At 40.2% G+C, this 23914-nt stretch carries 22 protein-coding genes; 15 read left to right on the top strand and 7 right to left on the bottom strand.

From position 1 onward, the window contains the following. The first annotated feature begins 104 nt into the window (after positions 1–104). The 7 genes from ABTP35_RS14930 to ABTP35_RS14900 all read left to right on the top strand — a co-directional run bounded on the left by ABTP35_RS14930 (position 105) and on the right by ABTP35_RS14900 (position 5642). Complete coding sequence (locus tag ABTP35_RS14930) at positions 105–623, top strand: RidA family protein (protein ID WP_293295316.1); 519 nt, start codon at positions 105–107, stop codon at positions 621–623. Between the two features lie 209 nt (positions 624–832). After that, positions 833–1675, top strand: a complete 843-nt coding sequence (locus ABTP35_RS14925; protein WP_224837316.1) for a sterol desaturase family protein — start codon at positions 833–835, stop codon at positions 1673–1675. Positions 1676–1822: 147 nt separating this feature from the next. Then, complete coding sequence (locus ABTP35_RS14920; RefSeq protein ID WP_293295317.1) at positions 1823–2458, top strand: hypothetical protein; 636 nt, start codon at positions 1823–1825, stop codon at positions 2456–2458. Positions 2459–2585: 127 nt separating this feature from the next. Further along, positions 2586–3500 carry a glutaminase gene (locus ABTP35_RS14915; RefSeq protein ID WP_375334291.1) on the top strand — a complete coding sequence of 305 codons (915 nt, stop codon included), beginning with the start codon at positions 2586–2588 and terminating at the stop codon, positions 3498–3500. A gap of 276 nt (positions 3501–3776) precedes the next feature. Then, the gene (locus tag ABTP35_RS14910) at positions 3777–4352 is read left to right on the top strand and encodes a sugar O-acetyltransferase (RefSeq protein ID WP_375334290.1); all 576 of its coding nucleotides are present in this window, start codon (positions 3777–3779) and stop codon (positions 4350–4352) included. A 50-nt stretch (positions 4353–4402) separates the two neighbouring features. Then, a complete protein-coding gene (locus ABTP35_RS14905; RefSeq protein ID WP_224837313.1) occupies positions 4403–4729 on the top strand; it encodes a multidrug efflux SMR transporter in 327 nt (108 codons plus the stop codon). A gap of 88 nt (positions 4730–4817) precedes the next feature. Next, positions 4818–5642, top strand: coding sequence for a hypothetical protein (locus ABTP35_RS14900; RefSeq protein ID WP_375334289.1), 825 nt, complete (start codon positions 4818–4820; stop codon positions 5640–5642). A 27-nt stretch (positions 5643–5669) separates the two neighbouring features. Here ABTP35_RS14900 and ABTP35_RS14895 read toward each other — a convergent pair whose 3' ends face one another. The 3 genes from ABTP35_RS14895 to ABTP35_RS14885 form a co-directional block, all read right to left on the bottom strand. Beyond that, positions 5670–6929 carry an aminotransferase class I/II-fold pyridoxal phosphate-dependent enzyme gene (locus ABTP35_RS14895; protein WP_224837311.1) on the bottom strand — a complete coding sequence of 420 codons (1260 nt, stop codon included), beginning with the start codon at positions 6927–6929 and terminating at the stop codon, positions 5670–5672. 127 nt (positions 6930–7056) lie between these two features. Then, entirely contained in the window at positions 7057–8097 is a 1041-nt protein-coding gene (locus tag ABTP35_RS14890; protein ID WP_293295319.1) for a cysteine synthase family protein, read from the bottom strand. Between the two features lie 71 nt (positions 8098–8168). Then, positions 8169–10307 (bottom strand): S9 family peptidase, encoded by a 2139-nt coding sequence (locus tag ABTP35_RS14885; protein WP_375334288.1) that lies wholly within the window; start codon positions 10305–10307, stop codon positions 8169–8171. A 103-nt stretch (positions 10308–10410) separates the two neighbouring features. On the opposite strand from ABTP35_RS14885, the gene ABTP35_RS14880 reads away from it, so the two are divergent. Further along, positions 10411–10737 carry a YbaB/EbfC family nucleoid-associated protein gene (locus ABTP35_RS14880; protein WP_375334287.1) on the top strand — a complete coding sequence of 109 codons (327 nt, stop codon included), beginning with the start codon at positions 10411–10413 and terminating at the stop codon, positions 10735–10737. A 307-nt stretch (positions 10738–11044) separates the two neighbouring features. On the opposite strand, the gene ABTP35_RS14875 is transcribed toward ABTP35_RS14880, so the two are convergent. Together ABTP35_RS14875 and ABTP35_RS14870 are read right to left on the bottom strand one after the other, a co-directional pair. Then, on the bottom strand, positions 11045–12070 hold the full coding sequence (locus ABTP35_RS14875; protein WP_375334286.1) for a threonine aldolase family protein: 1026 nt from the start codon (positions 12068–12070) through the stop codon (positions 11045–11047). An 8-nt stretch (positions 12071–12078) separates the two neighbouring features. Next, the gene (locus ABTP35_RS14870; RefSeq protein WP_375334285.1) at positions 12079–14481 is read right to left on the bottom strand and encodes a zinc-dependent metalloprotease; all 2403 of its coding nucleotides are present in this window, start codon (positions 14479–14481) and stop codon (positions 12079–12081) included. 212 nt (positions 14482–14693) lie between these two features. On the opposite strand from ABTP35_RS14870, the gene prfB reads away from it, so the two are divergent. The 4 genes from prfB to ABTP35_RS14850 all read left to right on the top strand — a co-directional run bounded on the left by prfB (position 14694) and on the right by ABTP35_RS14850 (position 19329). Beyond that, positions 14694–15789 (top strand): peptide chain release factor 2 gene (gene prfB, locus ABTP35_RS14865; protein WP_293295324.1). Its coding sequence is split into 2 segments (ribosomal slippage): positions 14694–14756 and positions 14758–15789, totalling 1095 coding nucleotides; the frame shifts between segments, so codons are not numbered across the junction. A 55-nt stretch (positions 15790–15844) separates the two neighbouring features. Further along, entirely contained in the window at positions 15845–16186 is a 342-nt protein-coding gene (gene arsC, locus ABTP35_RS14860; protein ID WP_293295325.1) for an arsenate reductase (glutaredoxin), read from the top strand. A gap of 69 nt (positions 16187–16255) precedes the next feature. Then, entirely contained in the window at positions 16256–16738 is a 483-nt protein-coding gene (locus tag ABTP35_RS14855) for a hypothetical protein (RefSeq protein WP_252079655.1), read from the top strand. A 101-nt stretch (positions 16739–16839) separates the two neighbouring features. Then, complete coding sequence (locus tag ABTP35_RS14850; protein ID WP_293295326.1) at positions 16840–19329, top strand: TonB-dependent receptor domain-containing protein; 2490 nt, start codon at positions 16840–16842, stop codon at positions 19327–19329. A 182-nt stretch (positions 19330–19511) separates the two neighbouring features. Here the strand turns inward: ABTP35_RS14850 and ABTP35_RS14845 are convergent, their stop codons facing one another. Then, positions 19512–19685: a hypothetical protein gene (locus ABTP35_RS14845; protein WP_224837301.1), complete on the bottom strand. Its 174-nt coding sequence runs from the start codon at positions 19683–19685 to the stop codon at positions 19512–19514. Positions 19686–19823: 138 nt separating this feature from the next. Between ABTP35_RS14845 and fumC the strand changes: the two genes are divergently transcribed. Continuing rightward, a complete protein-coding gene (gene fumC / locus ABTP35_RS14840) occupies positions 19824–21221 on the top strand; it encodes a class II fumarate hydratase (protein ID WP_252079654.1) in 1398 nt (465 codons plus the stop codon). 83 nt (positions 21222–21304) lie between these two features. On the opposite strand, the gene ABTP35_RS14835 is transcribed toward fumC, so the two are convergent. Then, entirely contained in the window at positions 21305–22195 is an 891-nt protein-coding gene (locus ABTP35_RS14835) for a hypothetical protein (protein WP_375334284.1), read from the bottom strand. A 167-nt stretch (positions 22196–22362) separates the two neighbouring features. Between ABTP35_RS14835 and ABTP35_RS14830 the strand changes: the two genes are divergently transcribed. Continuing rightward, positions 22363–23157, top strand: coding sequence for an MBL fold metallo-hydrolase (locus ABTP35_RS14830; RefSeq protein WP_375334283.1), 795 nt, complete (start codon positions 22363–22365; stop codon positions 23155–23157). Positions 23158–23225: 68 nt separating this feature from the next. Beyond that, the gene (locus ABTP35_RS14825; RefSeq protein WP_293295328.1) at positions 23226–23909 is read left to right on the top strand and encodes a hypothetical protein; all 684 of its coding nucleotides are present in this window, start codon (positions 23226–23228) and stop codon (positions 23907–23909) included. Positions 23910–23914: the final 5 nt, after the last annotated feature.

Genomic DNA, 23914 nt, shown 5'->3' with positions numbered 1-23914 from the left:
TGGAAAATTAAATACAAACTACCCGGTAAAAACAAATTGGGATAGCTCCATTATAAACGGGACAGTCCAAAACTGACCAAAGTAAACATTAAACAATCACAATTATGAAAAAAACGACCGCCAAACTAATCTTATCCTCAACACTTGTAATCTTCACTTTGATGTTTCAAAGCTGTGAACAAAAGCAGCAGCAGCAAACCAAAGAAATTGAAAACGAAACAATAGTTGAATCCGAAAAACCTGAATATTTTTTGTTAAGGCCAGATATAGAAAAGGCCTATGGATATTCTCACGCCGTAAAAATTGGAAATACTATTAAAATTTCTGGAGCTGTTAGCATGGATGATGAAGGTAACCCGACCGCCATAGGAGATTTGGAACAGCAGATAAAAAATTGTTATGCTGATTTGGAAAAAATATTAAACCACTATGGTTGCTCATTTGACGATGTAGTAAAAGAAGACATCTTTACAACCGATATGGCACAAATGATAGAAAAATCTGCCTACCGCGCCGAAATATACAAAAATGGATTTCCAACTGGTTCTTGGCTCGAAGTAAAGGGGTTGGCATTGCCGGAATTTATGGTAGAAATCGAACTTGAAGTTCATAAATCTGAATAAATGACGAGCATAAGGCATCGAAAATATACGTATGGAAGCATATTGAGCAATTGGAATGGAAAACGGCAACTGGCCATGGTATTGACGCCGTTTGTTCATTGGATACTCTACCAATTAGTCAAAAGGAATACATATTTTTCAATAAAGCCCACGCTTTTATATCCATCAGAACATAAAATATAAAAATTAAAAACAAAACAAGTACAGACATGGAGTTTCTAAATAGATTGCTGGGTATTGATCCCAATTACATTATTATAGGATTGATTGCCCTGTTTTTTACCCTGGAACAAATAATGGGGTCACCATTCAATTTCAAGAAAAGGGCCCATCATCTATTACAGAATGTGCTGTTCCAAATTGTACTGGTAGGCATAAACATTTTTTTTGTTACGTTTCAGGTATTCTCAATTGATTGGTTGAACAACAATGGCGTGGGGCTCCTTTATCTTTTTGAACTGCCTATATGGGCAAAGTTGATTGTTTCCGTGGCATTTTACGATATTACGGCGTATTGGATACACAGGGCCACCCATAAAATACCTTTGCTTTGGAGGTTCCATAGAGTTCATCATAGCGATACCACCATGGATTCTTCGACCGTTTTTCGATTTCATCCCATTGAGTTGACCATGGTTTTCGGACTTGGAAATATTGTCACTGCAGCAGTTTTTGGCACTGATGTTTTTTCTATGGCATTGTACTATTTCATACTTTATATTTTCTTCTTTTTTGAGCACGCGAATTTAAACTACCCAAAATGGTTGAACTCCACATTTGGATTGATTTTTGTTATGCCCGACCATCATAGGGTGCACCATCAACAAGATCAATTCTACACCGACTCCAATTATGCCGACATTTTTATCCTCTGGGATCGAATTTTTGGTACCTTCAAGACAATGCCTTTGGAAAAAATGAAGTTTGGCTTGGTCGAATTCGAAGAAGATAACAAGCAGACTTTTCTCTATTTAATAAAAAGCCCTTTTATCAATATTAAGAGAACAACATCGGCACCGGATAAAAGAACCCCAACTACCCTTAAAAAATAAGATAGGTTTTTAGGGAGATTTCTCTGCTCTTTCGTGCACGGCATATTATAGGCATAACGACCCAGAATCAGACCCTAAAACGCTCTAGATTTTACTTTAAAGTAACAAACCAATATTCTATTCGTCTACATAGGACCAACGAACAAAATGAATAGAATTAAAGAGAAAATATTACCGCAGATCTGTGTTGTTTATACAAGGTATTTAATAGGCGGAGCATTTGTTTTTGCCAGTCTTATAAAAATAAAAGGACATCGATTTACAACTGAAAGTGGTGAAATGTACCCCATACATAGTGCTTGGCATTTTTTTGAAACTATGTACCAATCCGGTTTGTATTGGAAATTCATCGGAATGGGTCAGTTGATTGCCGGGTTGTTGTTAATGACCCAGAGATTTTCAAAACTAGGAGCGTTGATCAATTTTCCAATCATATTAAATGTCTTCGTAATAACATTATCCTATTCCTTTGCCTATACACCTGTGGTCACCGGGCTAATGCTGCTGGGCAATATTTGGCTCATACTCTGGGAGTGGAACGAGATTAAAATTATATTTAATTTACAGCCGCACATTGACACTGGGGAAAGATTGGAAAAAGACGTCCATTGGCAAATTCTTGGGTCAATTCTATTCGTTTTTACCTTTACCTATAGAATATTGATCGATCAATATAATATTGGATTTTGGGCCTTAATTTGCCTTTTAATTGGTGTAGTAGGTTTGATTGTTGGGTTGTACCGGGAAGGAAAACGAAAAATCCGACTAAACCAGCAGCACTGATTTAAGCCTAATGCCCAACGGTTCGTTATTATACTTTTTAAGATTCTTGATAAGTTCTTTAATAAATTACCATTTTTAAAATAGTAACTTACAACATACTATTCTAAATAGCCGTAAAAACTAAATTGTGGATATTAAAGAGATTGTTCAAAGCGTTTTTGATAGGACAAAAGGTATTGAAGACAAAGGCAAACTGGCCTCCTATATTCCCGAGCTCAAAAATGTTGACCCAGACTCGTTCGGAGTCCATATTTCTACAACCAACCACTTGAACTTTGGTGTCGGTAATTACCATGACAAATTTTCCATACAAAGTATAGTAAAAGTACTGTCTTTGGCCATGGCCTACAGTTTGCTCGGTGAGGATTTATGGCAGAGGGTAAAGGTTGAACCCTCCGGAACCGCTTTTAACTCCCTTGTTCAGCTCGAGGTAGAAAATGGGATACCAAGAAATCCCTTTATCAATGCTGGGGCACTTGTGGTCACCGATGTGCTTATGAGCAGTTTAAATAACCCTCAACAAGATTTTTTGGCCTTCCTTAAAAAACTGTCCAAAAGCAACTCGATATCATATTCAAACAAAATAACGGCATCCGAAAAAAAAGTGGGGTACAGAAATGCGGCACTTTGTAATTTTTTAAAATCTTTTCACAATATCGATAACGACCCAACCGATGTGTTGGATTTTTACTATAAAATGTGTTCCATAGAAATGAGTTGTGAAGGATTATCCCAACTTTTCTTGTTCCTTGCAAATGGCGGTTGCACCCTGCACAAGAACAGCCGAATAATAACTCGGAGCCAAACCAAAAGAATAAATGCGCTTATGCAAACTTGTGGTTTTTATGATGAATCCGGCGATTTCGCCTTTAGGGTCGGGCTGCCCGGAAAAAGTGGCGTCGGCGGTGGAATTGTGGCCGTACACCCCAAGGAATACGCCATTGCAGTTTGGAGTCCCCCATTAAATCAAAAGGGTAACTCATACAAAGGCATGCGTTTTCTCGAAGAATTTACCACTCGGACCGAATTGTCCATATTCTGATCTGGTAATAAATTGATTTATTGTACGCCACAGATTTTATGACGCCTATCCCCTTTCCAGATGTCGTTCCCGATCAAGGTAAAATATTTCGTTAAACCGGATACGAATATTGATTGAATATGTGCTAAAACTTACTTTTGATACTTTAGGATTAAGCGATAATATTACATTGTCCAAACAGAATTAAGGCTTATCGGGTCAAACCAATAACTTACATTATAATCACCAAAAGATAATGGCATCGTAAGGTGATGAACTTCACTAAAAAAACCAATTGTGACGGAAAAAGAAAAAATGCTAAATGGGGAATATTACGACTCCCGAGACCCAGAACTGATTAAAATCTATCATAAAGCACGAAAACTTCTGAAAGATTACAATAATCTAAATTCCGAACTAATCCAAGAACGGGAGCGGATTCTAAACGAACTTTTTGAACACAAGGCCCATGGTGTTTGGATAGAAATCCCATTTTATTGCGATTGTGGAGAAAATATCTCCATTGGAGAAAACACCTTTGTCAATACCAATTGCATGTTTTTGGACAATAATAAAATCAAAATCGGCAAAAACGGGCTAATCGCCCCGTATGTTCAAATCTATACGGCCACACATCCATTAAAGGCCTCAGAAAGAATTGTTCAAAACAAGAACGAAAACCGCTATCTCACCTATACCAAGCCAGTGACTATTGGCGATAATGTTTGGGTGGGCGGGAATTCCGTAATTTTTCCTGGAGTAACCATAGGAAGCAATGTGACCATTGGTGCAGGAAGCGTCGTAACCAAAGATATTCCCGATAACGTGCTGGCGTATGGCAACCCATGCAAAGTGATAAAAATATTGGAATAGGACACCCATAAAGGTTAAAAGTGAACAGCAAAAGGTATTAAATAAAAACTATGAATTGGATATTATTGATTATTGCCGGGCTTTTTGAAGTCGCATTTGCAGCCTGTCTCGGAAAAGCCAAAGAAACATCTGGAACTGAAGCTACTTACTGGTATTTGGGCTTTTTGGTATGTTTGGCCATAAGCATGGTCCTTTTAGTAAAAGTTACCCAACACTTGCCCATAGGAACTGCATATGCAGTTTGGACCGGTATCGGTGCCGTCGGGACTGTTTTAATAGGAATTTTGGTCTTTAAGGAACCGGCCACTTTTTGGCGACTTTTCTTTATAACTACTTTGATTATTTCCATAATTGGACTAAAACTAGTCTCCAACTAGCAGTTTTAGATCGAATTGTTGTTCCTCAACTAATTTTATTGTTGGATTTGCTTCTTTTTGATAGTTTTAATACAGTAACCCATTGACTATGAAAAAGATTGCCTCAAGCCTTTTTGTTTTTCTATTTGCCCTATCGAGCACAAGTGCTCAAAACTCCAACTTTGTCGGAACTTTTGTAAACGGTACCAATAGTATCTCAATTCAATTTAAACGTGTGGGTGATGAATACCACGGTATGCTGGCGGCCGTAGGCGCAAGTTTTGCGATCAGAGCTACAGGTTCTGGTACGCGGATTAGTGGTGAGATCTTTGGATTGGACGGCCCAGTGGATTTTGAGGCTACTTTAAATGGGCTGAACATGAGTGTTAGGGCAACAGGGTTCAACGAACCCTTTTATAAATATTCCGACTTACAAAATCTAGGCAATTATGATCTTACGCCTTTTATGAAGGACAATAGGAAAATTTCCAAAAATGATACTTTTCGTATTCCCCCCTCCCCCACTACGGAACCAAATAGCACAGGTCAGTATCCCGAATTGAACAATCAAGGCCTATGGAACATTATAGCTGGCAGTCAACTGGTTTATTATCAGCGTACATCTTACGTAAATGATAGCATGGCCAGCTCCATAACCTATGTTAACTTTTGTGGCAATGGTACTTTTTCCATAAATACGGATGGCTCTTTTAGTGTGGAAGGGAACTATGGCAATGCTCAAGGTATTTCCAGTGGGTCCAACGGAGGGCGGTGGCAACTGGTGGATTATCAAGGACAACCAGCAGTACAGTTACAATATTATGATGGGCAAACCAGCATAAACCCATTTAACGAGAATAATGTGCGCCAAGGCATATGGCGAATAGGAAATACACAATACGCATTGCAGCGGAACAAAGTCCGCTGCAATTAGTTTTAAGTGTTTTTTAAAAGAAGGGTATTATTCTCCCATTGCAGCTGCCACGGCAGCAGACAATCGTTTGTACGTTCCATTTTGTAAACGCTCCCTGATCGATGAAAATGCATCCAAGGTTTCTTCGATATCCTTCATGGTGTGCGTTGCTGTTGGAATCAAACGGAGTAGAATCAATCCTTTTGGAATTACGGGATAAACCACTATGGAACAGAAAATTCCATGGTTTTCGCGCAAGTCCTTAACCAAGGCCATTGCTTCCGGTATACTTCCGTTCAGGTAAACTGGGGTCACACAGCTTGTTGTTGTACCAATATCGAACCCTCTTTCCTTTAATCCGTTTTGTAACGCGTTTACATTCTCCCACAACTTTGCCTTAAGTTCTGGCATAGTGCGCAACATATCCAATCTTTTCAACGCGCCCTTAACATAGATCATGGGCAAGGATTTTGCGAACATCTGTGAACGAAGGTTGTATTTTAAGTACTCTATAATTTCTTTATCTGCCGCAACAAAGGCGCCAATACTCGCCATGGATTTGGCAAATGTAGCCAAGTACACATCAATCTGGTCTTGTACCCCTTGCTCTTCTCCAGCTCCGGCACCTGTTTTGCCCAAAGTTCCAAATCCATGGGCATCATCCACCAATAGCCTGAACTGGAACTTTTTCTTAAGCTCCACAATTTCTTTAAGTATTCCTTGCTCACCACGCATACCGAATACGCCCTCGGAAATCACCAAGATTCCACCACCGGTCTCATTGGCCAATTTTGTAGCGCGCTCAAGGTTTTTTTCTAAACTTTCGGGGTCGTTATGTTTAAAGGTAAAGCGCTTGCCCATGTGCAATCGAACACCATCAATAATACAAGCATGGCAGTCCACATCGTACACGATTATGTCATCTTTGGCCACCAAGGCGTCGATTACGGACATAAATCCTTGGTATCCAAAATTCAATAGGTAAGCGGCTTCTTTTTGAACAAATTCTGCCAATTCGTTCTGTAATTGTTCGTGGTAATCGGTATGACCGCTCATCATTCGGGCACCCATGGGATAGGCTGCTCCGTGCTCCATGGCTGCTTCACCGTCCACTTTTTTAATCTCGGGCAAGTTGGCGAGACCCAGATAGTCATTGATACTCCACGTTATTACGTCTTTTCCTTGAAATTTCATTCTGTTGGAAATGGGACCCTCCAATTTTGGAAATACAAAATAGCCTTCAGCTTGTGAAGCCCATTTACCCAAAGGTCCTTTGTTCTCAATGATTCTATCGAATAAATCTCTCATCTACATTAATATTGATTCATCTGCAAAAGTATATATTTTTATGAACCTCGCATAACGATATTTTTATAAATAAAAAAAACGGCAATGAATTTACATTGCCGTTTTTGAGGTATTATAAGGTACTTATTTATTTTATGTATTTGATTTCTTCGGGAACCTCGGCATCTTGGATATCGAAAAAACCTTGGTTGTCCATCCATTCGTTGCTGTATACCTTGCTCATATATCTTGAACCATGGTCCGGGAATACCACAACAACATTACTGTCTTCCGTAAATTCTCCCTCCGTGTTCAATTGATACAGTGCCTGAGTGGCTGCACCACTGGTATATCCTGCAAAAATACCTTCGGTATGGGCCAATTTACGTGCCATATGGGCACTTTCGCCATCGGTTACCTTTATATATCTGTCTATTGCATTGAAATCTGTAGCGGAAGGAATCAAATTTTTCCCCAAACCTTCAATTCGGTATGGGTAAACTTCGTTATGATCAAATTCCCCTGTTTCGTGGTACTTTTTCAATACCGATCCATACGCATCGACCCCCAAAACTTTAATGTTCGGGTTTTGCTCTTTTAAATAACGGGCAATACCAGAAATGGTACCACCTGTTCCACTGCAAGCCACCACGTGGGTAATCTGACCATTGGTCTGTTCCCAAATTTCCGGCCCTGTACTGGAATAGTGGGCATCTATGTTAAGCTCGTTAAAATATTGGTTAATGTAAATTGAATTCGGGGTTTCGCTGTGCAAACGTTTGGCCACTTCGTAATACGAACGTGGGTCATCTGCACTTACATGGGCAGGACATACATAAACGTTCGCTCCCATGGAACGCAACATATCAATCTTGTCCGGGGACGATTTTGAACTTACTGCCAAAATACATTTGTATCCCTTAACAATGCTTACCATGGCAAGGCTAAAGCCCGTATTGCCCGATGTGGTCTCGATAATGGTGCTACCCGGCTTAAGAATCCCTTTTCGCTCGGCTTCTTCAATAATATGAATTGCAATTCTGTCCTTTGAAGAATGTCCGGGGTTAAAGCATTCAAGTTTAGCATAGAAATTTCCAGTAAGAGGGGCGGTAATTCTGTTTAGCTTAACCAAGGGGGTACTTCCAATTAGGTCTAGGATATTGCTGTGCGCATTTATCTGTTTCTTCATAACTGGTATTAGGTAGGAACAAAACTTCGATTAAACGAAAGTTTATTTAGTGCAAATGTAACATTTTATTTTTAATGGGCTTTTCCTTCGAGGTCCAAAATAAAGGCATATTCCTTTGCGGTTTCCTTCAATGCTTCAAATCTGCCCGATGCCCCACCATGGCCGGCATCCATGTTCGTATCCAAAAACAAGAGGTTTTCCCCGGTTTTGTATTCCCTTAACTTGGCTACCCATTTGGCAGGCTCCCAGTATTGAACTTGAGAGTCGTGCAGTCCTGTGGACACATACATATGGGGGTATTCCTTGGCCTCAACATTATCATACGGCGAGTATGATTTTATGTAATCGTAATACGCCTTGTCATTAGGATTTCCCCATTCGTCATATTCGCCGGTGGTCAACGGAATGGTATCGTCCAACATTGTGGTTACCACATCTACAAAAGGTACTGCAGCAATTACGCCGTGGTACAGTTCTGGTTCCATATTTATGATGGCCCCCATTAAGAGTCCGCCAGCGGAACCACCCATGGCGTACAAATGTTCGGAGCTAGTATATTTCTTCTCGATCAAGTGGTTGGAAACATCTATAAAATCCGTGAAGGTGTTCTTTTTATTGAATAATTTGCCATCTTCGTACCAAGGTCTTCCTAAATATTCACCACCTCTAATGTGTGCAATCGCATAAATAAACCCTCTATCCAATAAACTCAATCGTATGGATGAAAAATAAGGGTCCATCGTTGCTCCGTAAGAACCATAACCGTATTGCAACAAAGGACTTGTGCCGTCCAGTGGGGTATTTTTATGGTATATTATGGAAACAGGCACTTTTTTGCCGTCCCTCGCCGTGGCCCATATACGTTCGGTCTTATAATTATTTTTATCGAACTTGCCTCCAAGGACCTCTTGTTGCTTTTGAACCGTTTTGGTCTTGGTTTCCATGTCAAAATCGATGATGGCATAAGGTTCACCCATTTCGTTATAATAATAACGAAGTATTTTTGTGTCAAAATCCAAGTTCACAGATGGTCCCGCTACATAAGTCTCGCTATCAAAAGGCAAATAATAACTAAGGGAACCATCCCATTTGGCAATCTTCATCTGATTGAGACCGTTGTTTCTTTCGGTAACCACGTAATAATCCCTGAAAATTTCCACATCTTCGAGCAGCACATCTTCTTGGTGCGGAATAAATTCTTCCCAATGTTCGGATGTAGTGTTGTTTTCGTTGGTTTTCATCAACTTAAAGTTAGTTGCACCATCCTTATTGGTAAGTATATAAAAGTTGCCTTCAAAATGGGATATGGAATACTCCACACCTTTTTCCCGCTCAGAAAAGATTTTAAAATCGCCTTCGGGATCATCGGCATTTAAAAAGCGATATTCCGAAGTAAGGGTGCTACTGGATCCGATTACAATATATTTTCTGGTCTTTGTTTTATAAACAAAGGTGTTGTAAGTGTCGTCTTCTTCATGAAAAACCAATTCATCCTGGTCGGCAGATGTGCCCAATACATGCTTATATATTTTATCGGAACGAAGGGTGACAGGGTCTTTTTTAGTGTAGAACAAAGTATTGTTGTCGTTGGCCCATACTGCGCTGCCCGTTGTATTTTCGATAACATCCGGGTATATTTCACCTGTTTTTAGGTTTTTTATCTGGATATTGTACTGTCTTCTGGAAATAGTGTCGGTTCCAAATGATGCCATGGTATTGTCCGGGCTTATGGAAACACCTCTCAAATTAAAATAATCGTGCCCTTCTGCCATTACGTTACAATCGAACAACAGTTCTTCCGCTGCTTCCAGCGTTTCTTTTTTTCTGGAATAAATCGGGTATTCCTTTCCTTCTTCGTAACGGGTTATGTACCAATATCCGTCGAGTTTGTAGGGTACGGAAGAATCATCTTCCTTGATCCTTCCCTTCATTTCTTCAAAAAGTTCTTCTTGGAACGCTTTGGTGTGGGCCGTCATTTTTTGAAAATAATCGTTCTCGGCATTTAAATAATCGAGAACCTGTTGATCTTCCCTATTGTTCATCCAATAATAATCATCAATTCTAACATCACCGTGCTTTTCTAGCTTGGTTGGATGTTTTGGTGCCACCGGCGGAGCTGTACTCATGGATTGTTCTTTGTTGTTTTTACAAGCGGGGGCAAAAATAAGGCATAAAAGCAGAATAGAAATTCTTAAAATGGATTGTTTCATTTGTTAGTGTTTTGACCAATTTACTACTTTTGAACTTAGTTTAAACAATTATAGATAGAATGCTTGTTCCGACAGCTGTCCTGCAAGCCCTAAAATTAAAGTTATGTTTGGAGATTTAATGGGAATGATGGGTAAATTAAAAGAAACCCAAAAGAAAGTTGAAGCCACCAAGGAAAGATTGAACTCCGTTATGGTAGATGAAGCATCCTCGGACGGACTCCTTAAAGTAACCTTAACCGCCAATCGTGAATTAAAATCCATCTCCATTGATGACTCTTTGTTGGAAGATAAAGATCAATTGGAAGATTATTTGGTACTTACCCTAAACAAGGCCATTGAGAAAGCCTCCAAAATAAATGAAGCCGAATTGGCCGCTGTAGCCAAGGAAGGTATGCCCAACATTCCGGGAATGGATGCTTTTATGAAGTAGTCTTGGTTTGATTTTAGTATTGAAACACTAAACTTTAGAATTCGATTGTCCGTTCAAGTGCAAAGCGTATCGCGAACAGGTTTGGATAATTGGATTTTGTTTAGGTCAAAGGTCTAAAGATAAAAAAGTATAAGGTCGAATAGTATAGAGTTCTTGCACTTATACATTTTATCTTCTAGAAAATTTGTTCCATTGGTGTAAACCCCATGAATTTTGGAGTTTTAGACACCTTAGCATTTTTAATGTTAGACCGAATACAATCAATTGCTTTTCACGCTTCTCCTTCGCGCTCGAAATGATTACCCTGCTACCCTATACTTTTTAAAACCTTTAAAAAGTGTTGGTGCATCGTATCGGTGTAATCCAAATGGGTGACTATACGCAGTTTTCCCTGTCCCATTCCAATTATGGAAACCTTATTTTCGGCCAATCGTTCCAGAAATTCTTCGGACGACATGCTTTGCTCATCAATTTCAAAAATTATGATATTGGTCTCGATAGGTTCCACCTTTTTGATAAAATCGAGAGATGTGAGCACCTTACCGATCTCTTCAGCTTTTTTGTGGTCTTCCACCAACCCATCCACATTATTTTCCAGCGCGTAGATAGCCGCTGCGGCTAAATAACCGGATTGGCGCATTCCTCCACCAAAAATTTTGCGTATTCGAATCGCTTTGTCCATATCTTCTTGGCTACCGACCAAAACCGAACCTACGGGACACCCCATTCCCTTACTGAAACAAACGCTAATGGTATCGAATAACTTACCGTAGGCTTTTGGATCTTCTCCCTTTTTTACCAAGGCGTTCCAAAGTCTCGCACCATCTAAATGATATTTTAGACCATGATTATTGCAGACTTCTCGGATTTTACGTAGTTCTTCGAAATCCCAACAAGCCCCGCCACCTTTGTTCGTTGTATTTTCTATGCTTACCAATGTGGTCAATGGACTATGGTAAAAATCCGGAGGGTTGATCGATTCCTCGACTTGTTCCGCCTTCATCATTCCCCTATGCCCATTTACCAATCTACAGGAAACCCCACTGTTAAAACTCACACCACCTCCTTCATAATTAAATATGTGGGAGTACTTATCACAGATCAGTTGATCTCCTGGATTGGTATGGATTTTAATTGCAGTCTGATTTGTCATGGTACCACTTGGGAAAAACAGTGCCGCCTCCATACCAAAAAAATCTGCGACCTTGGCTTCCAACTCATTCACAGTAGGGTCGTTCTTGAACACATCGTCCCCCACTTTGGCTTTCATCATGGCCTCCAACATTGCTGTCGAAGGCTTAGTGACCGTGTCACTTATTAAGTTTATCTCCATAAATAAAATTAGTCCATACAATCCATGCCAATAGGCGAACCATCAGGGATTTTAGAAACTGGGATCAGTTTAAAATCGGATGGTTTTTTGGTAAAGGCATCTATTCTTTTTACCATTTCGGTTGATATTGCATTTTTACCATTGCTCAACAACTGTGTTTTTAGTTCACTTAAAGTTTGGTTGGCAATCGCATTTACCTGTGGGTGCACTTGGTTGTGAGCCGCAAGGTTCATGATATGGTAGAGCACCCTGAAATTTATAGTATTCTGCACTTCTTGATGGTAGGCATCTCGATGTGAAAGATCAAAAGTGCCTTGAATTGTTTTTTGCAACACATCTTTTAATCCCATCTGTCCTTTATCCATGCTTTTTTGCTGAATAAGTCGAGAGGCCCGTTCTGGGTGCAATAATAATTCCAGGGTCATATCTGCTGCCGTTTCCGATGCGGACAATGCATCAAAACTAACCCCTGTTCTTCCTTTAAAAGATTCCCTGGAACGGTTAAATCCGATGGCGCGAGGTGGGAACAAGTCCAATTTTTCTTTTGGAACAGCGATCACTTTTGCGTCCAACGTCTTTAAAATGGACTCCATTGCCGATTTTTGAACTGTTTGATTGATCGGTCTTACTGGAAACTGCCCACCATTTTTTACGGCATAATTATAATCCAAGCCGCCAATTACCTTGGATACTGCTTCGGTTTGGTACCGATGGAAAAAATAAAGGGGTACAAAAACATCTTCCAAAACGGAATATGCTTCCCCGTTTCGGATATTGTCGATAGAAAAATTATGTATGGCCGTCTCCCTTATTTTCAGCATTTCCTCCAATTCGCTACTTGCACTTTTACCGTTGTCCCACAAGTGGGCCAATGCGTGCGCACCTCCTTTTGGCCTTGCATCTTGATCCGAGATATAGCGCAATCCGTCGTCCTGGGCTTTTTTTAATATGGCATTGAGCGCGGCAGTCTCGTCTGTTCCTTCGGGAAAATCTGAATACGCATAGGCTACGGTTACCTTGTCCCACTCTCCTATTCCTGTATCGTATGCGTTCTTAAAGCTAATCTTATCGCCTTCCAATTCAAATTGCGGGTGTGGATAATCCATAACAGAAGCCCTATTGTTGGTGCTTGCCGCAAAATTATGCGCAAACCCGAGTGTGTGTCCTATTTCGTGTGCGGAGAGTTGTCGGATTCTGGCAAGTGCCAATTCCAGCATTTCTTTATGGTTATCATCTCTTTCGGCAAATGGTTTGTCCATTAAAGCTTGTGCTATCATAAAATCCTGACGAATTCTTAAACTGCCCAGACTAACATGTCCTTTTAATATTTCCCCTGTTCTGGGATCAACAACACTTGCCCCGTAGCTCCAACCCCTGGTCGATCGGTGTACCCATTGTACTACATTGTAACGCACATCCAATGGATCGGCGTCATCCGGCAGAATTTTCATTTGGAATGCATTTTTATAGCCTGCCGCCTCAAAGGCTTGATTCCACCATTTCCCACCATCCAACAAAGCTGATCTAATGGGTTCCGGTGTCCCATTGTCCAAATAATAAATTATTGGTTCAACGGGTTCACTTATAGCTGCGTTAGGGTCTTTTTTTTCCAATCGATGTCTTCGGATAAAGCGCTTTACCAAAGATTCTTGAACCGGAGTGGCATAATCATAATAGGTAAATGGGTAGCCACCACTTCGAGGGTCGTACAGCCTTTTTTCAAATGTATCATCAGGTAATTCTATTAATGAATGATGTTGTGCCACTGTGACCAAGCTTGGTGTAGGTGTAACTGAACGAATCCAGGCACCTTGTGGATCTCCCTTAAAGGTAAGGGTTACATCAAACTCTACATTTTTTGGAAAAGCCTTGGTACGCTCCAATGCGAATGCGCTTTTACTTTTATCCAAACTGTAAGAGCCTTGCTTAGATCTTTTTAGACGATTGGAAACTCCATGTGCGTCGCGCACCAGAAAATCGGTAAAATCTATAAGATAACTGCCGCTCGCCTCTTCTACCACATCAAAACCATGCAGAATTGACTTGGCAAAGGCTTGCTCCACAGACTTTCTCTCGAGCTCATTTTCCGTAATGGCCCTAAAAGTTTGGTTGGGCTGCACAAGTAGCAACTTGTTCCCTGCCTTTTTAAAATAGACCACCTGTTCGTTGCCCAATTGCCCGCGATCTAGACCAATATCGTTGCTTCCTATTCCACTGCTCAAAGAGTAGACGTACAAAAACTCTTTTTCCAACTCATCGACTTGGACGTAAATCTTATCGTTGGAGTCATCGTAATAAAAATTAAAATAGCCGTTATACTTTTGAAAGTCCTTAACCTTCTCGAACGTTTGTGCCCCCATGGTAAAGCCCACAAAAAACAATAGGGCCATGAGCTTAGTTGAGTTCTTCATAATTTGGTTGAATTAGTTGCCTTAAAAATATGCAAATCATTTTTAAAAAACAGTTTGCACTGTCTTATTCTATCCCAATAAATTGAAAAATCAACTTCCGTTTTACTTTAATATATGAGCTCGGACACAATACCACAGGTTGTTCGATAGAATTCCATTTATAATAAGGTCATTTTAGGAAAGAAACTTATTTTTACCCCAAAATATATTACATGGTAACCACAGATCAACAGAAAGATCTTATTGAGCGCCTTGGTGCGTTAAGGAGGTATCTTTGACATCGATGCCAAACTTATCGAAATAGAGAACGAAGAGGAAAAAACCCTTGCTCCAGGTTTTTGGGACAATCCGCAAGAAGCCCAAAAACAAATGCAGTCCATCAAATCCAAAAAGAAATGGGTAGAAGACTTCGAAGAGGCCAAAACATTGGTCGGTGATCTTGAGGTGTTTATTGAATTTCAGCAGGCCGGAGAAGTTACCGAAGAAGAGGTAAACAAACAGTTCGAAAAAGCACAATTGTCCATTGAAAAATTGGAATTTAGAAATATGCTTTCGGATGAGGGCGATGAGCTTACCGCAGTGCTACAGATTACCGCGGGCGCTGGTGGGACCGAAAGCTGTGATTGGGCTTCTATGCTCATGCGCATGTACCTAATGTGGGCCGAAAAGAACGGCTACAAGGTAAAAGAACTCAATTACCAAGAAGGTGATGTTGCAGGAATTAAAACGGTTACCCTGGAAATAGAGGGTGATTATGCCTTTGGTTGGTTAAAAGGTGAGAACGGCGTACACCGTTTGGTCCGCATTTCTCCTTTCGACAGCAATGCCAAAAGGCACACCTCCTTCGCTTCTGTTTATGTATACCCCTTGGTGGACGACAGCATAGAGATCGAAGTAAATCCTTCGGATATTGAGATTACCACGGCACGATCTAGTGGTGCAGGTGGCCAAAATGTAAACAAGGTAGAAACCAAAGTTCAATTGGTTCACAAACCAACTGGAATCCAAATTTCCTGTTCCGATTCTCGATCGCAGCACGATAACAGGGCTACGGCCATGAAAATGTTGAAATCGCAACTTTACGAAATCGAACTTCGTAAAAAGCAGGAAGCGCGCGCAGAAATCGAGTCTTCAAAAATGAAGATCGAATGGGGATCGCAAATCCGAAATTATGTAATGCACCCCTATAAATTGGTGAAGGACGTTCGAACGGCCGAAGAAACCGGAAATGTAGATGCCGTTATGGATGGGGAAATCGATGCATTTTTAAAGGCCTATTTAATGATGATGGGACAAAAAGAAGAATAGTCTGTGCTAGTTGGCAGTGAGCAGTGAGCAGCAATTAGTTTAAACATATTGAAATATGATCAAAATTTATCATAATCCACGGTGTAGAAAATCCAGGGAAGGATTGGCCATTTTGGAAAAGTCGGGGAAAGACTTTGAAGTAATCAAATATTTAGATGATGTTCCCAGCAAGGAAGAACTAACAGCCCTGATTTCATATTTGGGCATTGCACCGATAGACCTTGTTAGAAAAAATGAGTCCATTTGGAAAGAGAACTTTAGAGGGCGGAACTTAACGGATGATGAAGTTATCTCCGCGATGGCAAACTACCCTAAATTAATAGAACGACCCATTGTGGTCCATGGGAAAAAAGCTGTGGTCGGCAGACCTCCCGAGAACATATCAAAGCTGTTATAAGCTTGATTTCCAACATGATTTAACAGGGTAGATCCAAACAAAGAAAACCTAAAATACTATCTTTACCCCATGAAAAGTACCCATTCACTATTTATTGCGACCTTGTTGGTCGGCATGTTCGCCATAAACGATATCAGCGCACAATATGGATATGGCTCCCCATATGGCAACCGTTTTGGCAGAAGAATGAGCTCTGTACCCCAAGCCGGTCCAACAACCCCGCAAAAAGAGGAAACACCGCTAACCGCCGAAGAAATTGTAGATGAGCAAATGCCATCCATATCGGAGGCCATTAATCTAGATCCATTTGAGCAAGCCGTGGTACGTACAGCTTTGATCCAGTCCGTGCAGCAACGAATAGAACTTCAGATTTTGGAACTGGAACCCCTTAAAATGAAAGAAGAGGTTGAAAAAATCCGTATACGCCAAGAGGCTGAATTAAAGGCCGGACTTCCCGAGGATAAATACGACGCCTTTATGGAACTTCAAGAAAACAGATTCAAGCCAAAAAAGAAAAAGAAGAAGAAAAAGAATAAGAAGGGCAAGAATTAACAATTCGTTAAGGTCATTCGCAGGATCATTTACGTTGTTCGGGGATTAATATTTCGCATCCCTTGTTTTTTCTTTCACATTTGCAGCGTAAAAATCAAACTATGCAAAGGATACTTATCCCGTTGTTGCTATTGACCCTGTCTATCTTTCAAGGCGCAGCACAACAAAACCAAAAGCCTATCACAATAACCGGTAAAGTTATTGATTCCGATTCCGGACAACCCCTGGAATATGCCACCTTCGTATTGCAAAATGCGGATAATCCGGAGAGAGTTACCGGTGGAATAACGGACCTCTCGGGTAATTTTGAGGTCGAAGCCACCCCGGGCACCTACAACATAAGCGTGGAATACATCTCCTATAAATCCTATTCTTTAAAAGGACAAACCTATAACTCGTCCATTAATTTGGGTTCCATATCATTATCCCCGGATGTGGCACAACTTGCGGAAGTAGAAGTGGTCGGCGAAAAAACCACTGTAGAAGTACGGTTGGACAAAAAAGTCTATAACATAGGTAAAGACATTACCACGAGTGGAGGTAACGTTAGCGATGCCTTGGGCAACATTCCATCGGTTTCTGTAGATGTAGAAGGAGCCATTAGCCTACGTGGCAATGATAATGTCCGAATTCTGATCAACGGAAAACCATCTGCATTGGCAGGATTTGGATCTACCGATATTTTACAACAATTACCTGCCGATGCCATTGAAAAGGTGGAAGTAATTACCAGTCCTTCGGCCCGATATGACGCAGAAGGTACGGCAGGTATTTTAAACATTGTACTAAAAAAGGAAAAGACCCTTGGGATCAACGGTTCCATCAATACAACCATTGGTGATCCTTTCAATGCCAGGGTTACATCCAACTTTAATATCAGAACAGAAAAGTTCAACATTTTCAACACTATCGGATATTTTCACCGTGAGTCACCGGGTGGTGGACTTTTTGACAACAGATACCTAACCGATGCCAGTGATTTTGACAGGATATTAGAGGATAGGGACATTAGCAGGAATGATGATGGTATTAGCGTTAACATCGGAATGGAATACTTTCTTACCGAAAAATCATCCGTTACCGGTAGCTTCTTTTACAGATGGTCGGATGAAAACGATTTGACCGAGAATGACAACCAACGTTTTAACGATGGTACGCTTGAGAGCAGAACCTTTAGAAGTGAAGATCAAAAGGAGAACGACAACAGTTATCAATTCTCTTTCAATTATACCAATAAGTTCAATGATGATGGGCATGAATTAACTGCCGATTTTCAATATTCTTATGATGATGAGGATGTTTTGACCCAGATATTGGAATCGAATACAGTACCGAACACGGATTTATTGGCAAGTGAAAATATATATGAAATAGAGACCCAAGACGATATTTTGGCTCAGATAGATTATGTTTTGCCCATGGGCGATGCACAATTCGAAGCTGGGTACCGAGGTACTTTCGAAAAACAGGTCAGCGATTATCAATTGGATACCTTAAACCAAGGCACCGGTCAGTTTGAAATGAACGAGGATCTTACCAATGTTTTCACCTACCACGAAAACGTAAATGCGCTATACACCCAATATGGCAACAAATATGGAAAGTTATCTGTGCTTTTAGGACTGCGATTGGAAAACACGGAACTAAGGGGCAATGTAGATTCCAGTGTGGACATTGATGGTTTACAGGAAATTGTGGGGGAAGATGTTGATTTAAATTTTGATAAAAACTATTTGGGGCTTTTCCCAACCGTGAATTTGATCTACGAACTATCCAAAACGGAAAATATTTCCTTGGGGTACAACCGAAGGATAAACAGACCAAGGGGATGGTTCATTAATCCATTTCCATCAAGATCCAGTAGAACCAATGTTTTTCAAGGTAATCCAGATCTAGATCCGGCATTCGCAAACGCATTTGATCTTGGTTACTTAAAAAGATGGAAAAAATTGACCCTCACTTCCTCCGTTTACTACCAAAGAGAAACAAATTCGTTTGAACGAATCCAAGAAGAAACGGGGCAGCTAACCTCCGATGGTATACAGATCATTCGTTCGGTTCCCATTAATCTATCCACGAACGAGCGTATTGGTGCGGAAGCTGGCGTTATATATAGTCCATTTAAATGGTGGCGCTTGAACGGTAGTGTAAACTTCTTTACATTTAGTTCTGAAGGACAGTTCAATGGTGTTGAGTATGGAACGGACAATTCCAGCTGGTTTGCCAGGTTCAGTTCTAAATTCACTTTACCTGCCAAAATCGATCTTCAGGCCAACTCGTTTTACATGGGCCCAAGACAAAATGCACAAACAGACAGCAAAGCTATGTTCTCTTTGAACTTAGCATTGAGCAAAGATATTTTAAAGGACAATGCAACAGTATCTTTAAATGTGAGCGACGTTTTTAATTCAAGAAAAAGACAATCTTTTACCGAAACGCCTACTTTCACCTCAGATAGTGAGTTCCAATGGAGAAAACGACAAGTAAACTTATCTTTTATCTATCGTTTTAATCAACCAAAGGAACGCCAGCGCGGTCGGGGCAGACAAAATGATGGCGGTGATGATGAGGAAGGCCAATTCCAGGGTTAAACCAACGTAGTTCCCCTATATACCTAATTAAAAAAGCAACCAATAAGGTTGCTTTTTTAGTTTCACTGAATTTGCCACAGGTTGATATGGACCAAAAAATTAGCCTTTACAATGTAGTAAAGGCTAATTATTAAATATAGGTAAAACAAAAAAGAAGCCGATACGGCTTCTCTTTGTTTATATTATTCTTCTAGTTGGGCTCTTTTAGCCTCTTTTCTTTCTTTGGCCATTTCCCTAAGGTTACCGATCAACCAGTAAGGAACAACAAAGGTCAATAAGAATATCATTAACCAAAAACCTATTGTCAAAATCGTTAGAAAAGCTAAAAAACCTAAATATTGGTCAAATTCGAACATCTTTACTCCTTTTGTTTTAACAAAGATACTTTCTTCTGATGAAAAAAAACAAATCGTACGAGAAAAAAGTGTAATTATTCCAATCAACTACCATATAAATCCCCTATATCCTACCTTTGTAGGACAAAATTTTTAACTATGAGTTTCAGGATTGAAAAAGACACCATGGGCGAGGTAAAAGTACCCGCCGATAAATATTGGGGCGCCCAAACTGAACGTTCCCGAAACAACTTTAAAATTGGTGCGCCTGCATCCATGCCCTTGGATGTGGTCTATGGTTTTGCCTACTTAAAAAAAGCTGCAGCTTACGCCAACCACGAACTAGGAGTGCTGAGCCAAGAAAAAAGAGATTTAATCGCGCAAGTATGCGATGAAATACTTGAAGGAAAGCATGATGACCAATTTCCCCTGGTAATTTGGCAAACAGGCTCTGGAACACAGAGCAACATGAACGTAAACGAAGTTATTGCCAATCGTGCACACGAAATTGCGGGTAAAAAAATCGGCGAAGGGGAAAAAACCATACAACCCAACGACGACGTAAACAAAAGCCAATCTTCCAACGATACTTTCCCAACTGGCATGCACATTGCAGCTTACAAAAAAATTGTGGATGTTACCATTCCGGGAGTTGAGCAATTGCGTGATACTTTACAAAAAAAGTCCGAAGAATTTAAAGATGTGGTAAAAATTGGTAGGACCCACTTAATGGACGCCACTCCCCTAACCTTGGGGCAAGAGTTTTCGGGTTATGTTTCCCAACTGAACCATGGGTTAAAAGCATTAAAAAATACATTGGCCCACTTAAGTGAGCTTGCACTTGGCGGAACCGCGGTGGGAACAGGCCTAAATACACCAAAAGGATACGATGTCGTCGTGGCAAAATATATTGCCGAATTCACAGGTAAACCTTTTATAACCGCAGAAAACAAATTTGAAGCCTTGGCGGCACACGATGCCATTGTGGAAAGTCATGGCGCTCTAAAACAATTGGCAGTCTCTTTGAACAAGATTGCCAACGATATACGTATGATGGCCTCTGGTCCTCGTTCTGGAATTGGAGAAATTATAATTCCGGCCAACGAACCAGGTAGTTCCATTATGCCAGGAAAGGTAAATCCAACCCAGTGCGAGGCACTTACCATGGTCTGTGCCCAAGTAATGGGCAACGATGTTGCTATTAGCGTAGGTGGCACACAAGGACATTACGAACTTAACGTTTTTAAACCTGTAATGGCGGCCAACATTTTACAATCGGCACAATTGATCGGTGACGCTTGTGTTAGTTTTGATGTAAACTGTGCTGTTGGAATTGAACCTAACCATGAGGTAATCAAAACCCTGTTGAACAATTCTTTAATGTTGGTTACGGCTTTGAATACTAAAATTGGTTATTACAAGGCTGCTGAAATAGCCAACACGGCACATAAGAACGGTACAACTTTAAGAGAAGAGGCCATAAACCTTGGCTATGTTAGCCCGGAAGAGTACGATGAGTGGGTAAAACCGGAAGATATGGTCGGAAGTTTAAAATAGACAATTCGATTTTTTAGCATATAAAAAATGCCCGTCCAGAACAGGACGGGCATTTTTATTTATAATGGTGATAGTGTGTGTGCTTATTTCAACTCGAAGCTGGAAGTACCCAACAATTTCAATTTATTGTCGTACACATTTACCATGTAGTTTCCTTTTTGGAAATCACCACTTGGCTTGTTTATGTAATCACATACATCCAACGCATCGTTCTCATAATAGAAAGTGGTTCCTTTGCTGTAAGTAAGAGAACTTCCTTCTTCGGTAGTTTTTGTTAGACCTTCGCCCAACACATTGCCCTGTGGACCAAGAACTTCGATATAAAATTCTCTGTCGCCAGCTTCAGCAATTACGTTGTCCGCAATGGTAAAGCAAACTTTGAATTTATCTGTAGCTCTAGCTCTAGAAGTAGATACCAATTTTCCGCTGTTTCTTTCTTTAATAGCGTCAACACTAATAGTGTTAAGGTTAAGTGCAGAACCTTTTTCAACAGCATCGGCCAATTGCGTGTTCTGGATAATCAATGAATCATTAAAAACAGTTTGTTGCTCCAACTCTGCAAAAGTGCTATCTCTTTGCATGGCCAACAAGCTATTGGATTGTGTCAAGGAATCCACTTGCTTCAACAATTGCTCTCTTTCTTTCTTAAGAACACTTACTTGTCTTCTGTAACGAGAAAGTGTGGCGATATCGGCTTTCATGCTACTTACGGAATCAATATATTTTGCGATATTGTCTCTTGCTGCAACCAACTCCTCGTTGGTAGCGTTGCTTTCCAAAATAGCTTTATCGTACTCAGATTTCAAGTTGTTCAAATCTTCTACAACCAATTCTTTCTCTTGGGTAAGAGCTTCGGTGGTTTGTTTTTTATCTTGATAAAGACTTACGGTGTAAATAATAGTTCCCAAAAGAACTACACCCAACAAACCAGCAATTACTTTTAATCCGTTATTGTTATTTTTTGTTTCAGTCATAACTTTTTGTTTTAATTGATTCTTCGTTTAAGGTTTTTAATCAATCGCGTTCGGTTTATATACGCAGTGGATGTAACTTTGGATTATTTAGATGTAAATATTCTTGATAAATTATTCTGATTCTTCGGATTATCCCTTAATTTTAAAAGGATTTAAAAGATTGCTTCATGAAAAAAAATATTACACTTACAACAACAATCTTGTTATTGATTCTTATTGCTTGCAAGGGAAAAGCAGAAAAACAAGAAGAAACCACAGAAATAGAAACAACAATTAAAGCTGAAACCTATGCCCCGGCCAAAATAATACCCATTGAACATGCTACCGCCATTATTGAGTGGAACAATACAACTATTTATATAGATCCCGTTGGTGGTAAGAATGCTTTTAAAGGTCGGCAATCTCCCGATATAATTTTTATTACAGATATTCATGGTGACCATTTTAATGCTAACACGCTAAACGAGTTAAATCTTGAAGGTGTACAGATCATTGCCCCAGAGGCAGTTAAATCACAAATGGACCAAGTATTAGCATTAAAAACAGATACCATGGTCAACGGGGAAGTCAAAGAATTGGCCAACTTTTCCGTAGAAGCCATTCCCATGTACAATTTACGGGAAGAAGCGAAGGATTTCCATATAAAAGGTAGAGGGAACGGATATTTGTTCACCTTTGGAGATGAACGTATTTACTTTTCAGGGGATACCGAGGATATTCCCGAAATGCGCGCACTAAACAATATAGACAAAGCCTTTGTTTGTATGAATCTCCCCTATACCATGACCGTGGAAAGTGCTGCGGATGCAGTGTTGGAATTTAAACCCAATCAGGTATATCCATATCATTATAGGGGCAGACCGGATGTTAGTGATGTTGAAAAGTTTAAAAACTTGGTAAACCAAGGCAATCCCGATATCGAGGTTGTCCAATTGGATTGGTATCCGAACGAAGCATATTAGTATTGTAAAATATAAAGCTGTTTTTAGCGTTAGTACATCAAACTATTAACCAATAACAAGACTCGAATATGGCTCCCAAATCCCATGTTTTAGTAGTTTTGGCAGTATTTTGTGCCATACAAGCTACCTACTCTTTTCAATGTGATAATTTCTATTCCAAAGTAACCTATGCACTGAGCCATGGAAAAAAGGCCATGGACGCTACCAACTTTGAGCATCAGATGTACTATGCCGAAAGAGCTTTGACCGCTCTTGAAAAAGGTGAAACTTTTATGGCTGATTGTTCTTGCGATAAGGCTAAGGGCAAGACCGTGGATGCTATGGAAACCTTGGACAAAGCCATAGAACCTGCGGACTGGGAAGCTGGTAGATTTTTTACCAAAAAAGCTTTGGGAGAAATCAACGAATTGATCACTATTTTGGACCAATGTACACTAGGTGTTTCCTCGCCAGTTGTTACCAATGATGATGATACCATAACAACCGATGAATCTGTCGAGAAAGGCCCCGATGGGTCTCAATCCGTGGCAGCCATGGAAATGGAAATGATCAAGGTCTTTGATAAACATGCAGACGATAAGCTCCAATCTGCCGAACAGGCCATAGATCAACTCATAGAACTATCCAAATCCATAAGCTCGTCCCCGGACGAAGTTCAGGACCCGAACAGTTTGGCCGCCCACCAAAGGTCATATTTGGAAAAGGCTAAAAAACTTTTAGAGGAAGGAATCAAAAATCTTAAACAAGATTAATCACT

The organism is Flagellimonas alginilytica (assembly GCF_042134605.1).
Taxonomy (GTDB): domain Bacteria; phylum Bacteroidota; class Bacteroidia; order Flavobacteriales; family Flavobacteriaceae; genus Flagellimonas; species Flagellimonas alginolytica.
This window is presented reverse-complemented; position numbering and strand designations above follow the sequence as displayed.